12 protein-coding genes are annotated in these 13,094 nt (G+C 59.3%); 2 read left to right on the top strand and 10 right to left on the bottom strand.

Annotated features, from left to right (window positions below):
• Positions 1 to 379 precede the first annotated feature (379 nt).
• Positions 380 to 1,945 (top strand): CYTH and CHAD domain-containing protein, encoded by a 1,566-nt coding sequence (locus ACXAH0_RS18790; protein ID WP_475194125.1) that lies wholly within the window; start codon positions 380 to 382, stop codon positions 1,943 to 1,945.
• A gap of 180 nt (positions 1,946 to 2,125) precedes the next feature.
• On the opposite strand, the gene ACXAH0_RS18785 is transcribed toward ACXAH0_RS18790, so the two are convergent.
• Positions 2,126 to 3,487: an ArsB/NhaD family transporter gene (locus tag ACXAH0_RS18785; protein WP_475175953.1), complete on the bottom strand. Its 1,362-nt coding sequence runs from the start codon at positions 3,485 to 3,487 to the stop codon at positions 2,126 to 2,128.
• A gap of 40 nt (positions 3,488 to 3,527) precedes the next feature.
• Positions 3,528 to 4,016: a CBS domain-containing protein gene (locus ACXAH0_RS18780; RefSeq protein WP_475194123.1), complete on the bottom strand. Its 489-nt coding sequence runs from the start codon at positions 4,014 to 4,016 to the stop codon at positions 3,528 to 3,530.
• A gap of 69 nt (positions 4,017 to 4,085) precedes the next feature.
• Here ACXAH0_RS18780 and ACXAH0_RS18775 point away from each other — a divergent pair, with 69 nt between their 5' ends.
• On the top strand, positions 4,086 to 4,262 hold the full coding sequence (locus tag ACXAH0_RS18775) for a hypothetical protein (RefSeq protein ID WP_475175945.1): 177 nt from the start codon (positions 4,086 to 4,088) through the stop codon (positions 4,260 to 4,262).
• Positions 4,263 to 4,338: 76 nt separating this feature from the next.
• Here the strand turns inward: ACXAH0_RS18775 and ACXAH0_RS18770 are convergent, their stop codons facing one another.
• The 8 genes from ACXAH0_RS18770 to ACXAH0_RS18735 form a co-directional block, all read right to left on the bottom strand.
• The gene (locus ACXAH0_RS18770; RefSeq protein WP_475194120.1) at positions 4,339 to 5,445 is read right to left on the bottom strand and encodes an ABC transporter ATP-binding protein; all 1,107 of its coding nucleotides are present in this window, start codon (positions 5,443 to 5,445) and stop codon (positions 4,339 to 4,341) included.
• 4 nt (positions 5,446 to 5,449) lie between these two features.
• The gene (locus ACXAH0_RS18765; protein WP_475175937.1) at positions 5,450 to 6,232 is read right to left on the bottom strand and encodes an ABC transporter permease; all 783 of its coding nucleotides are present in this window, start codon (positions 6,230 to 6,232) and stop codon (positions 5,450 to 5,452) included.
• A complete protein-coding gene (locus tag ACXAH0_RS18760; RefSeq protein ID WP_475194117.1) occupies positions 6,229 to 7,236 on the bottom strand; it encodes an ABC transporter permease in 1,008 nt (335 codons plus the stop codon). Before ACXAH0_RS18760 ends, ACXAH0_RS18765 begins: the two co-directional genes overlap by 4 nt.
• 130 nt (positions 7,237 to 7,366) lie before the next feature.
• The gene (locus tag ACXAH0_RS18755; protein ID WP_475194114.1) at positions 7,367 to 8,473 is read right to left on the bottom strand and encodes an ABC transporter substrate-binding protein; all 1,107 of its coding nucleotides are present in this window, start codon (positions 8,471 to 8,473) and stop codon (positions 7,367 to 7,369) included.
• Between the two features lie 72 nt (positions 8,474 to 8,545).
• A complete protein-coding gene (locus ACXAH0_RS18750) occupies positions 8,546 to 9,658 on the bottom strand; it encodes an NAD/NADP octopine/nopaline dehydrogenase family protein (RefSeq protein WP_475194113.1) in 1,113 nt (370 codons plus the stop codon).
• Positions 9,655 to 10,239 (bottom strand): peroxidase-related enzyme, encoded by a 585-nt coding sequence (locus ACXAH0_RS18745; protein ID WP_475194111.1) that lies wholly within the window; start codon positions 10,237 to 10,239, stop codon positions 9,655 to 9,657. The genes ACXAH0_RS18750 and ACXAH0_RS18745 overlap by 4 nt, the downstream gene beginning before the upstream one ends.
• A complete protein-coding gene (locus ACXAH0_RS18740; protein ID WP_475175920.1) occupies positions 10,236 to 10,733 on the bottom strand; it encodes a hypothetical protein in 498 nt (165 codons plus the stop codon). Before ACXAH0_RS18740 ends, ACXAH0_RS18745 begins: the two co-directional genes overlap by 4 nt.
• On the bottom strand, positions 10,730 to 12,217 hold the full coding sequence (locus tag ACXAH0_RS18735) for an NAD(P)-binding domain-containing protein (protein WP_475194109.1): 1,488 nt from the start codon (positions 12,215 to 12,217) through the stop codon (positions 10,730 to 10,732). Before ACXAH0_RS18735 ends, ACXAH0_RS18740 begins: the two co-directional genes overlap by 4 nt.
• Between the last annotated feature and the right edge of the window lie 877 nt (positions 12,218 to 13,094).

Raw genomic sequence — 13,094 nt, 5'->3', positions numbered from 1 at the left:
TCATGGGTGTTTCGCCGATGCAAGCGATTGCTGCCTGACCGGCGGCGGAATCCACCGGCGGCGCAGACCCCTTGGGTGAGCGGAGTGCGCTAGTGTGGTGGAATTGAACAAGCCTGGTTTGCGCAGCGCGCGCCGGCCCGTATTTCAATTCCGAAATCCACACTTGAAACATAGGCTGGCTAGTCACCCTCATGACCCTGAAGTTCGTTCTGAACCCGCTGGAAAATGAGACGAACTCCAGATCAGGTGACTGGGGTTCTGCCGCCTCCCCCTCCAGTCCCGCAACGGGTTTTCACCTCAACTGCTTAGCCTGCGAACGAAAGCGCAAATTGTGCGCTTTTTCTGGACAAGCTTTTGTGCCTTGGCTAGAAACGGATTCATGAGCAAATCAGCACGTGAGATCGAGCTCAAGCTCGAACTGCACCCAACGGTGCAGGACGCCATGAAGCAGTCCGGCACAATTGACGGCTTCACCGCCAGCCGGGCAGTGACCAGGACCTTGCAGTCGATCTATTTCGACACGCCAGACCAGGCTTTGCGCAAGGCGAAAGTCTCGTTGCGAGTGCGCAAGTCCGGCAAGAGCTGGGTGCAAACCGTCAAGATCGGCACCGGGGTTGTGGCCGGGCTGTCTTCTGCCGTGGAGGCGGAACATCCCGTGAAAGGCCGGGCGCTGGACTTCTCGGTGATTGAGGATCCGGAGGTGAGCAAGACCCTGGCCGGGATCATCGGCGACGCGCCCTTGTCCGAGTGTTTCGAGACGGTGATGAAACGCACCACCCGCCAGCTGACACGGAACAGCGACGGCGCGCATATCGAATTGGCGTTCGACACCGGCAACATTCTGGCAGGCACCGGCAGCCAGCCCCTTGTGGAGCTGGAAATGGAGCTGAAATCGGGACCAAGCCAGGCAATTTTCGAGGCTGCAAAAGCGCTTTTGAAGGATGTGCCCTTTCGCTTTTCGCCCTTTAGCAAGGCCGAACGCGGCTACCGGTTTGCCGAGGGCCAGCAGGCGGAAACACCCGCTCCGGTTTTTGCCGAGGCGGTCACCTTCACGCCGGGCACCAGCGTTGAACTGGCCCTGCGCGATGTCATGCGCTCCTGCCTGAAACAGATCTCGGAAAACCGAATAGCGGTTCTGGCGTGCGAGGACCCGGAAGGCCCGCACCAGCTGCGCGTCGGCCTCCGGCGCCTGCGCAGCGCCTTCCGCCTGTTCAAGCCCGTGCTGAACCCGGCAACCGCAGCGCCCCTGGACCAGATGGCCCGCACCATTGCCAATGAAGCCGGATCCATGCGGGATCTGGACGTTCTCGTAGACGAGATCGTGGCCCCGCTGATTGGCAAGGCCCCGGACAGCGTGCCCCTTGACGCGCTTGTGGATGCGCTGCGCGCCTCGCGCGGTGAAGACACCCGCAGCGCGGTTACCACGCACTTGCGCTCTGCCGAGGTCAATGGTTTCCTTCTGGACTTGGCCGCCTATACGGAAGGGCGCGGCTGGCTGGACCCGGAAAATTTCGGCCAGACCGGGCTGCTGGCCCAGCCAATTGAGGCCTTCTCCTCAAGCGCGCTTGCCAAACAGTGGAAGAAGGTTCTGGGCTACGGCAAACGCCTGGAAGAATTAACCATTCCCGAGCGCCATGACATGCGCAAGGCCATGAAGAAGATGCGCTACGGCATTGAGTTTTTCGGCAGCCTCTACCCCCCAGAGACGGTGAAGCCGTTTTTGAAACGGATGAAGAAGCTGCAGGATATTTTTGGCTATCTCAACGATGTGGCCATGGCCGAAAGCCTGCCGGAAAAATGCAAACTCCCCGCAGAGACCGCTCTGGCAGCCACCCAGGCCATCGGCTTTGTCATCGGCTGGCACGAGGCCCAATGCCAGACCAAATGGCAGCACGCAAAAGGCTATTGGGACGCCACGCGCGAGACCCCGCGCTTCTGGGGGTAAGACCAACCTCATCTGAGCGAAGTTCTCTTCTGGCGTTCGACGGGAACACCAGACAATGCCATGATCGGTGCCGCCAGCGCGGCAGGAAAACGCAAAGAGGGCGCTGGAAGAACTCTCCAGCGCCCCCTTCTTAAGACTTTGAAACGGGCCGCGTTCCTATGGCTTGAAACCTGGTTTGCCTTAGAAATACCGCAGCCAGATATAGATGTTTCCGATCACCAGCGTCAGCAGCATGATCGGGAAAGCGTATTTCATGAAGGTGAGGAAGCCGATCGGCTGCTTTGCCTTTTCGGCAAAGGCGGCAACTGTGAGGTTGGCGCTTGCCCCCAGAAGGGTGCCGTTGCCCCCAAGGCAGGCGCCCAGGGCCAGCGACCACCACAACGGCTCGATGGCATGCGCGCCGAATGTGTCGGACGTTGCTTCGATCAGCGGGATCATGGTGGCCACAAAGGGGATGTTGTCGAGGATGGCCGACAGCAAACCGGAGGCCCAGAAGATCAGGAACGCCGTCCATTTCATATCGCCTGCGGTCACATGCAGAACGTATTCGGCGAACATTTCCAGAAGACCGACATTTTCCACGCCGGCCACGATGACGAACAGGCCGCCAAAGAACAGGATGGTCACCCACTCGACTTCGCCGAAAATGTGGTGCACGGATTCCGACTGGGCTTCTGCATCCTGGCCCCAATAGGCCAGCAGCATCAACAGCGCAGCTCCGGACAGCGCGGACGTGCCCGGCTGAATGCCATAGCTGTGGCCAAGCGTGAAGCCGAGAATGACGAGGGCCAATACGAACAGGGCTTTGACCATCAACCTTGCATCTGTGATGGCGCCGCTTTCATCGAATTCCATGATCCGCGCCCGGGCTTCCTGGGGAATTCCGGCCAGTTCCTTGCGGTTGAGGAAATAGACAATCACGGTCAGCACGACCAGACAGACAGCTGAGACCGGGGCGAGGTTCACCAGGAACTGGTTGAAGGAGAGCCCGGCGGCCGAGCCGATCAGGATGTTGGGCGGATCACCGATCAAGGTGGCGGTGCCACCAATATTGGAGGCCAGGATTTCCGCCAGGAAGAACGGGAAGACCCGGGTCTCCAGCGCTTCCGTGATCAACAGCGTGATCGGGGCGATCAGAAGAACCGTGGTCACGTTGTCCAGCAAAGCCGAGAAAACCGCCGTGATCAGCGTCAGCATGATCAGGATGCCGGTCGGATTGGCTTTCACCGACTTCGCCGCCTTGATGGCCACGAACTGGAACAGGCCGGACTTGGAGGTGATCGCAACGATCACCATCATACCGATCAGAAGCGCCAGGGTGTTGGCATCAACACCGGCCAGTGCCTGTTCCTGATTGAGAATGCCGAATATGACCATCAGCGATGCGCCAAGCATCGCAAGAATGGCACGGTTGAGTTTTTCCGTGATCAGCAGTGCGTAAACGATGACGAGGATGCCGGTCGCGAGCCAGAGGGGGGAAATGCCGATCAAATCTGCAACAGAGAACGCGTGCTCTCCGTGAGGCATGGAGTGTGTTGTCATAGGAGGGTCCGAGGGAGGAGAGTGTCCGCAGGAGGAAGGTTCAGTCGAGGACGTTGTCGAGGACGGAATTGGCGCTGACCGTGCCGACAAACCGCCAGCTTTCCGGTTCGACAAGCACAAGGTGCCGCTTGTAGTTATGGATCAGGAAAATCCCTTCCATCACCGGGGTGTCCGGCGCGGCCACGGGAATGTTGTCCGGGTTTGACAGGTTGTTGCCAACCCTGTCTTCCTTCAGCTGCGCAATGCGGGTATTGAAGTCTTCCTTGGTCAGGTTGAAGAAGCTGAGATTGCTCATCTGAAGACGGCCGGGCCCGGAGGAAAAGCCAAGAGCCGCCGCTTTCGGCAAGATCAGTTTCAACAAGGTCGGCGCGGAAAAGAGCCCGACATAGAGGCCCTTTTCATCCACTGCCGGCAGAAACCGGGCCTTGCTGGCCTTGATGATCGCCAGCGCACTGGACACGCTTTCATCCGGATGAATCGTCTTCTGAATATGCGACGGTACCATCACATCGCGACAGGTCAGTCCCATCTCGTCCTTTCTCTATTTTCTTCGCCGGGCTGGTCGGCTCGTCCAAACAGAACCTGGCCAGGAGATGTCTTGCAAACCGGCCCGGACGCACCGGACCGCGGCGCCAAAGGTGCCCTCTCTATGATCCTTTCCCCGCGAAATTCAAGCAAAATCAGCCTTGAAACGGCCAATTCAAACCCCACATGGCAAGAAAAAGCACTCAAGATGCTGCACTGCCACAAAAAGCACGGCGAAACCACAACCTGAAGAATGGGCAGGCGGCGTCCGCACCTGGGCTGTGAGCGGCTCCCGGCGCAAAAACCGGCGGCAGCCCGGCGCAAGATCAGTCCCGTAAAACCGCCATGGCTTCCTGAGACCAGCTCGCCCAGACCTCCGCCTCCCCCAAGTCCCGCGCCTTTGATGTGTCTGTATAGGCGCGCAACAGGACATCGGGTGCCTCCGCCACACGCAAATCCAGCTCCATCCGGCTGCCCTTGAAGGTTCGCCCGGTAATGTGAACCGGCACGGCGTTCTGTGCCGCTTCCGGCTTGTCCGCGGTCAGCATGAGCCCTTCCAGGCGGATTGAGGCGGCCACGTTCTGTCCCTCCTGAAGCCCGCCGGAGATCGGCGGGCGCCCGGCCAGCTTCAGCCCGCGCCACGTCAACGTGACATCAGCCCCATTGACGGCATTTACCTGCCCTTCGATCAGATTGGTCTCGCCGACAAATTCGGCAACAAAGCGTGAGGACGGATGAAAATAAAGGTCTTCCGGAGTGCCGTCCTGCTCGACCACGCCCTTGTTCATCACCACGATCCGGTCGGACATGGTCAAGGCCTCGTCCTGATCATGGGTCACGAAAAAGAAGGTCTTGGAGGTGCGCCTCTGGATGGATTTCAGCTCCGCCTGGACCTGGCCGCGCAATTTGGCATCCAGCGCGCCCAAGGGCTCATCCAGCAGCAACAGCGCCGGGTCCGGCGCCAGCGCCCGGGCCAGAGCCACCCGCTGCCGCTGCCCGCCCGACAGCTGATCGGGCAGCCGGTCTGCCAGGGCGGTGAGTTCCAGAAACCCCATCAGATCGTCACAGCGCGCGGTGATCGCCCGTTTGCCGAGCCCTTTCAGCTCCAGCCCGAAGGCAATGTTCCGGCGCACGGTCATATGGGGAAACAGGGCATAGTCCTGAAACACCATATTGACCTTGCGCCGGTTCGGCGGCAGCCGGGTGACATCTTCACCATTGACGATCACCCGGCCCGAGGTCGGCGTCTCAAACCCGCCGAGAATGCGCAGGGTGGTCGACTTGCCGCAGCCGGACGGACCGAGAAAGGTGACGAACTCGCCTTCTCGGATCGACAGGCTGAGGCTTTTAAGGGCCTGCGTGTCTCCAAAACTCTTGCTGACCCCCTCCAGCCGGACGATGTCTTGCGCAGAGCTGTTATGTATGTCTGGCATCTTGTTATCCTTTTTTCAGCCTGCGCATGGAGCGTTCCGCCCAGATCCCCAAAAGGGCGGTCAGAACAAGAACCACGGTTGAAATGGCATTGATTTCCGGAGACATGCCCGAGCGCAACTTGGCGAAGATCAGCACCGGCAGGGTCGGCTGATAGCCGCCCAGGAAGAAAGAGCGGACAAAGTCGTCAAAACTGATCAGCATGCAGAACACCCCGCCACCGATCAGCGCCGGGCGCAGATAGGGCAGCACCACCCGGAGAAAGGCAATCAGCGGATCGGCCCCCAGATCCCGGGCCGCATCCAGATAGCTGGGCGGCAGCGTGCTTAGCCGGGCGGAGACGATCAGCACGACAAAGGGCACATTATGCACCGCGTGGCACCAGATGATGGCGCCGGTACCGGGAGGAATGCCCCAGAGCTGGGCATAGATCCGGAAGGAAATGGCCGAGATGATGCCCGGAATCAGAGCCGGCAGCAGCGTCAGCCCGTAAATCAGCCCCTTGCCGGCAAAACCGCGCCCGTTGAGCAGAACCGCAATCCAGACACCGACACACAGGGACACCAGGGTGGAGGCTATCCCGATCACCATGGAATAGCCGAAGGCGGTCATGACTTCAGTGTTTTCAAACACCCGCATGTACCAGTCCAGGGTCCAGGAGCGGATCGGAAAGCCGATAAACTTGGAATCCTTGAAACCCATCAGGACCATCAGCGCCAGAGGCACGAAGATATAAAGGACAAAGGCCCAATAGAGCATCGCCATGATCAGGCGGGTGTGGCGGGTCATCGGGGCGTTCCCTTCTGAAGCCGCGTCATCAGGCGGCCGAAGACCAAGCTAATGGCAAGGGCGGTGACAAACATCAGACAGGCAAAGGCCGCCCCCGTGGGCCATTCATCCCCGGCCGTATGGAAAAACCCGGCAATGGTCTGGGCGAAGACCGTGGTTGAAGGCCCGCCCAGCAAAATGGGGGTGGCGTAATAGCCGGTCGAAATCAGGAAAACGAGCGTACAGCCGGACGACACCCCTTCCAGGGACAGCGGCAGAGTGACCCGCCAGAAGCGCGTCCAGGGCCCGGCCCCCAGATCCGCAGCGGCATCTGTATAGCTGCGCGGCAGTTTTTCCAGCGCCGAATAGAGGGGCAGCAGCATGTAGAGCGCACTCAGATAGATGATACCGACCGACAGGGAAAAGCCCGTATACATGAAGGGGATCGGACGGTCGATCAGGCCCGCCCACTTGAGCACCAGGTTCACGGCGCCATTGTTGCCCAAGAGGATCATGACGGCATAGGTGCGCACGATCTCGCCAACCCAGAACGGGATCAGCAGCAGCAGCAGAAACACCATCTGGTTGGAGCGTTTCACATGGCGGGCCAGAAAATAGGCGACCGGATAGGTCAGGATCAGGGTGGCCAGGGTCAGCGTCGCGGCAAAGAGCAGCGTGCGCAGAAACGGCATCAGGAAAATGGAACTGCCGAAAAACCGTGTGTAATTGTCCAGCGTGTAGTGATGCAGGTGGCCGGGCGCAACCGGATAGGCATCCACAAAGCTCACATAGAACATTTGGATCATGGGCCCGAGATGCTGGGTAAGCACCCAGATCACCGGGAAGGCCGCCAGAAGCGCGAATTGCCGTCTGGGCGAACTCAGCAGAAGAGCAGCAAAGGCCTGATAGACCCCTGCGCTGGAGACAGCGCCCCAAAAGCTCCGCCGGTCATGGCGCCCGTCTTGCCCGTCATCATCCTGCCGCAGGGAAGCGGCCGCCGGTCCAGGCGGAACTTTTCCTGACATTGATATTTCCTTTAAACAGACCGCAAATCTGATATCCGCCGCCGCGCAACAAGTCCTGTGCGCAGCGGCGCTGAATAAGACGGCCAATCCGTCAAAGGAGCCCCGCAAGCGGAGCTCCCTGCGGCAGTCCCTAGGCGGCCTTGACCTCTTCCACGGCCGGATCAACAAGATCGTATTTCATCTTGTTGGCTTCGGCGCGGAAAAATTTCAGATTGGCAATCTGATCTTCCGGGAAGCTTGTGGAGGCCTTTTCCGCATCCGTCAGAAATTGCGACGCGTCCTTGTAGGTGGAGATGAAACCCGAGGCCTTGGTCATCTCCGCCCCGATTTCCCCCGATGCCAGCAGCGCATTCAAGAACGTATAGGCATTGTCCGGGTTGGGGGCATTGTTGGCCACGTTATAAGTATAAACAAAGCCATAGCTGCCTTCCTTCGGAATGCTCATGGCGACCGGGAAACCGTCATTCATCAGGGCGGCAACCGGGCCGTTCCAGGCACAGGCGAGGGAGATGTCCTGATTGACGAACATCTGCTGCACCTCGGCGCCGCTGTCATAATATTTGCGCACCAGCGGTTTCTTATCGATCAGATAGTCTCGCGCTTCGGCAACAATCCGGGCTGCTTTTTCCGGGTCGTCCATATAGGCGACCATGTTGCCGTCATAGCCCATTTTCAGCATCACGATGGACATCATGTCCTGTAGCACATAGGCGGTCTGCCCGGCATATTTTTCAGAGAACAGCGTGTCCCAGGTTGCAGCATCCTCCGGCGACACCAGATCGGTGTTGTAGGCCAGAACCTCCATGCCGGACAGGATCGGCGCCCCCCATTTGTGGCCATTGATCGTCGCCCAGTCGCTTTCTGAATAGACCGGGTTGATATTGCCCCAGTTGGAAAGACGGCCGGTGTCCAGCGGGGCCAGAAGGTCGCTGTCGATGAATTGCAGGAAGCGGTGACCGGCCACGGTCACGATGTCGACGGTCGGGTTCGCCGCTTCGGCCGCCAGCAGGTTGAACTGCTTACCCTGATCATCCACCAGACGAATGTTCACCTTGATGCCGGTCTCGTCTTCAAACTGTTTCTTGAACGCGTCGGGGACGAAATTGGCATAGGTCCAGATATTCACCTCCCCGCCAGCCGCCTGGGAGCGGCGCAAATAGGCTGGGGATGCCAGCACGGCTCCGGTGACCGCAGCTGTTCCAAGAAAGGTTCTTCTGTTCAACGTGAATTTGGTCATGTCGTTCTCAATGTTTCGCCTTGAGCCGGTTGTCCGGTCTTGCGGCGCAGTCCCCTCATCCGCCCGGTCAGGTCAGCCCTCACCGGCCGCTCCCGCCAGGTGGCCCCTCTGGGCCGCCCGGCACAAGTCCTCTAACGTCATCTTATCCAGTCCGAGGGCGGGAAGCAGATCGTTTTCAGCAAAAAAATCCCGTCCATACATGGCCGAGAAGATTTCGACCCCAGCCCGGTGGAGCCGGGCCGGGCATCCGGCCAGTTCGCCAAAGGCAACCGTCACGGCAAGGCCGAACGGCACATCCTCCGTCACATAGCGGCTGTCGGCGGTTGACGGCCCGGTGCCGCCCCGGCCCAGCTTGTCCATTTCCTGGTTCATCTCGCTGATGGAGGCCACCGGAACATGAAAGGACAGATGAAAATGCTCGAAAATCGTGCGGACCGGCAGCCCCAGCTTGCGGGCAATGGCAAGGCGCTCCTCGTCCAGCGCCTCCAGCAGCCGCCCAACAGTCGGCGTGACATTCTCGCCCTGGCCCCAGGTTTCGCCCTTTTCCATGCGGGTCATGTTGGCCAGCGCAATGCCCATATGGTTCTGGGGATTGAGGTTGGACAGGCTGATGGCGAGCAGCCCGTCGCGCAGCTGAAACCGCTTCCCGAACATATGTTCACACAAGGATTGACCGGCAGCGACCGCGTTTTCCGGCAGCACGCACATGTCGACCAGAGAGCGCACCGTGTTGACCTGAACCTTTTCCGGCCCCTGTCTGCGCCCTGTGACCACCGTCGTGCCCCAGGCGATCACCGGCAGGCTAACGCCGCGCCGGGCCAGTGCATCGGCAAGATAAAGCGCTCCGAAAGAGGCATGTGAGGAAATCACCACCGGCTGATGATCCCGCAAATGGGGCACCAGGGCATCCATGACCGGTTTGTGACCATAGCCGGGAACCGCGATGAGAACCACATCATTGGCTGCAGCCAGCTCCTGGGCCGACACCGCAATAGCGGGCGAAAAGCTGAGTTCGACGGCCCCGGACGAGGTTAGCGTGCCCGTTTCCCGAAGGCCCGCCGTGCTTTTTCCGGAAGGCGACCAGAGCATCGGCGCATGCCCCAATTGATGCAACAGAGCTGACGTGCCGAAAGCGATCGAACCGGCGCCTGCAATCCCGACCTTGAGAGGTTTCTGGTCAATCATGAGGGCACCTTTCGTACCGGATCACCAAGCACATGCATAAGGCGATTGGCCCAGCCAAACAGGGCGGAGGACAGAATAAGATCGAGGATCTCGGCTTCGTCCAGACCTGCCGCCTTCAAGGCCGATATCTGGTCCGGCGCGGCCTCCGGCGGGCTTTTCGACAGGCTATAGGCAAAGTCAAAAATCGCCCGGTCACGGGCAGAAAGATCCGCCTCTGTGCCTTTGGCAAAGAGCGCATCGGTCACTGCCGTATCCTTGGCAATCTGTACATGGCGGCTGGCATGGACAGCCGCGCAATAGATGCAGTGATTGACCATGGAGGCGGCAAGCGCGCCAAGCTCCCGTTCGTCCCGGGACAGTCCCCCCTTGTCATACATGATCGCGTTGAAGAGCGGCGAGCGGACTTTCAGCGTTTCAACATCATGGGCGAGCGTCAGCACATAGGCCGAGACCTTCGTGTTGGACGGGGTCACCTTCAGGGCGTCGAGCTGTTCGGGCGTTGCCTCGTCCAGCTTCACCGGCGCCACCCTTGGGCTCCACTCGGGAACGGTCCGGGTGAACTTGCGGATGACATCACTCATGCCCCCATCCCTTTCAGCAGCTGCAGGCCGGCAAAGACGCGGACTTGATAGGACATGAAGGCATTGATTTCACACAAGCGCACGATGTCCGCATCGCTCACCCCCTTGTCTTGCAGGGCCGTGATGTCCGCAGCTTCCACCTCCCGTGTCTTGGCTGTCACTTTGTCCATGAAGGCACACACATGGTCGAGGCCAAGCGCGCTGCCCGTCTCAGCAGGATCGGCGAGCTTCGCGATGTGCGGATCGCTGATCAGCGCCCTGTAGCGGTCAAAAAGGGCCAACGCCCCATTAAGCGCGGCCACCCTTGCGGACAACGCCGCCCGCAGATCAGGCGTCCAGCCGCCCGGGTCCTGAGGGGTTAAAACCGCCTCTTCCGTCTCCTGGGTCAGGGCCAGAATGTTGCCGCGCAAGTCAAGCGCATCCGACAGTGCTGCAGTGCGCGCTGGGGCCAACAGATCCAGCAAAGTGCTTTTTTCAGGACAGCCCGCGCTCATGACACTTCTCCTACCGGGTACGACGGCTGCTGCGGCAACGGGGTTGGCGTCCACTCAGATCCGTCCAGCTCGGGCTTGGAATAGTTCAAGAACCCTTGCCAATGCACCAGCGTATCTTCCCGGTAAAGTTGGGAGGCAATGGCCTTGGCCAGCCAGCTGGCCCCGTCAGAAATGCCCGGAATATCTCCGGAGACCTTGCCCAGACTGGCTGTTGCGCCGTAGTTGAAACAATAAACATTGGCGAGCCAGGGCGCGTTTCCACGTGTCTTTTCCCGGAAGGTGAAGTCCCCGTTCAGATAGGGAAACAGGCTGAGGTCCTCATTTTTTTCCTCATCCGGCGCCGTATAGACGTCCCGCCAAAGTTCGATTTCACGGGCCGCCGGGCCGAATTCGGACCGGGCCATGGGTTCAACGGAAAAGCCGGTTCCCAGAATGACAAAATCCGCCTCGTAGATGTTGTTCCCGCCGAGAAAAAGCGTCAGACCCCGGCCGGTCTCCTCAACTTTGGTCACGGGCAGATCGAAATGGAAATGTGCGTTCTTGTGCCGGGACACCCGCAAGGTGGACCCATGAGGCGGCGGCGTCTGGGTCGCGAAGGAATAATTCATGAATCGCCAGCGCCATTCATCGGACATGGCGCCGTAGCCTGCGGTAAAGCCATAGCTCCCGATGCCCATCATCTTGTTGATGGTCGGCATGTCCTTGCGCCGGATCAGGTGGCGCACTTCGGCCGCGCCATGTTCCAGCGCTTCGGCTGCATTGTCGACCGCCGAGGCGCCAACCCCGATCACCGCCACCTTCTTGTCCTTCAGCGCGGCAAAGTCGATCGGATCGGCACTATGGGCCCAATAGGTGCGGGAAACCCCTTCCATGAAACCGGGAATGTTCGGGATGCCCGTGCCATCCCGCCCAGTGGCCATCACAAGTTTGCGGGTCAGGATTGTCTTTTGTCCCGCCCCACTCACATGCAGGCGCAGCAGATCGCCCTCCGGCTCGATGAGATCCAGGGCGACACCATTTTCAACCGGAATGTTGAAGACCGCCCGGTACCACTTGAGATAGTCCATCCACATGGGCCGGGGGATCTTATCGAGCTCGTCCCAGGCTGCTGCCCCGAACTGGGCCCTGAACCAGGCCTGGAAGGTCAGGAGCCCATGGCCATAGGCCGGGCCGGTCAGGGTCTTGGGGGAGCGCAAGGTTTCCATTCTGGCGTAAGTCAGCCAGGGCCCTTCCAGACCTTCTGGGCTGCGGTCCAGCACCCGGATGTTGTCAATGCCACCCGTGCGCAGGGCCATCCAGGCGAGCAGACCGCACATGCCCCCCCCGATAATGACGACATCGCTCACGGCTTCCCCGCCAACTTCTCTTTGCGGCACCCAGGATTTTCCCGGCCAGCAAAGATAGGTCAGGCTCTCCCACAACCGTTCTTCCAGCACCGCAAGACCGGCGCCGTCCAGCGGAAAAGGGGAACTCGAGTCAGACATGATACAATCCTTCTTTCTCCGCGTCAGCGGTCCTGCCGGAGTGGGGGGGGCCATCTTCCCATGTCCTGTCCGAGGGCAGCACCTCTGTGTGACGGCTGGACAAATGGCGGGCTCGCGGCGCCCTTAAAAGCAGGTGCTGAACAGCTTTCCTCAATGCAAGGCAGCGCGAAACGGGACAGTGGCTGGGGGAACAGAACACTCCCCGGATAGACCGTTGGTATAAGCATCTGAAATGAGTGTGTAAGTGCCACACCGGCACGAAAACGTCCGGCGCACCGGCCATCCTATGCCTGTAGGTCCTGCTGCGCTTCGGCACCTGGTCCGGACCTTGGAACGGGCCCTGCGGATAGGCATCGCCATTCCATCTTAGCACGAAACCCCTGCCCCGAGGCGCGCGCCGGTCAGAGGGCTCACGTCTTCCGGAGCTGCCCGCCTCCCTGCCACGTTTCAAACAAAAGCCAAACCCATCCATAACGACTATGGTGACAATTCAAATTGTCGAATTCATCACATTAATTTAGCAAAAATTTCTAAAATTGAGGTCATTTGATAGAATCAAATAAATAAATAAAGATCAAAAATCAACTGCCTCCACCAAAAACATTTGAGCTGAGACGCTGCAAGCCCCTACGTTCAATCGCGGTTCGTCGGACCAGTCAGTTTTTGGAAAGCTTTCATGGAACACGGTCGATCGGCCCACCGTCACGCATAAAGCAAAACCACAACTCAAAAAAAGATCAACATTCAATCTTAATGATTATTTTCTGAACAGCAGAAGCATACTTAATAGACAAATTCCCCCTATTTGATCTGAATCAGAATTTTTACTTGACGGTCTAATTTTTTCCTTCGTACGATAAAGATCTCGTTCCGAAAA

The sequence above is a fragment of the Roseibium sp. AWQ4_290 genome (genome assembly GCF_056160985.1).
This window is presented reverse-complemented; position numbering and strand designations above follow the sequence as displayed.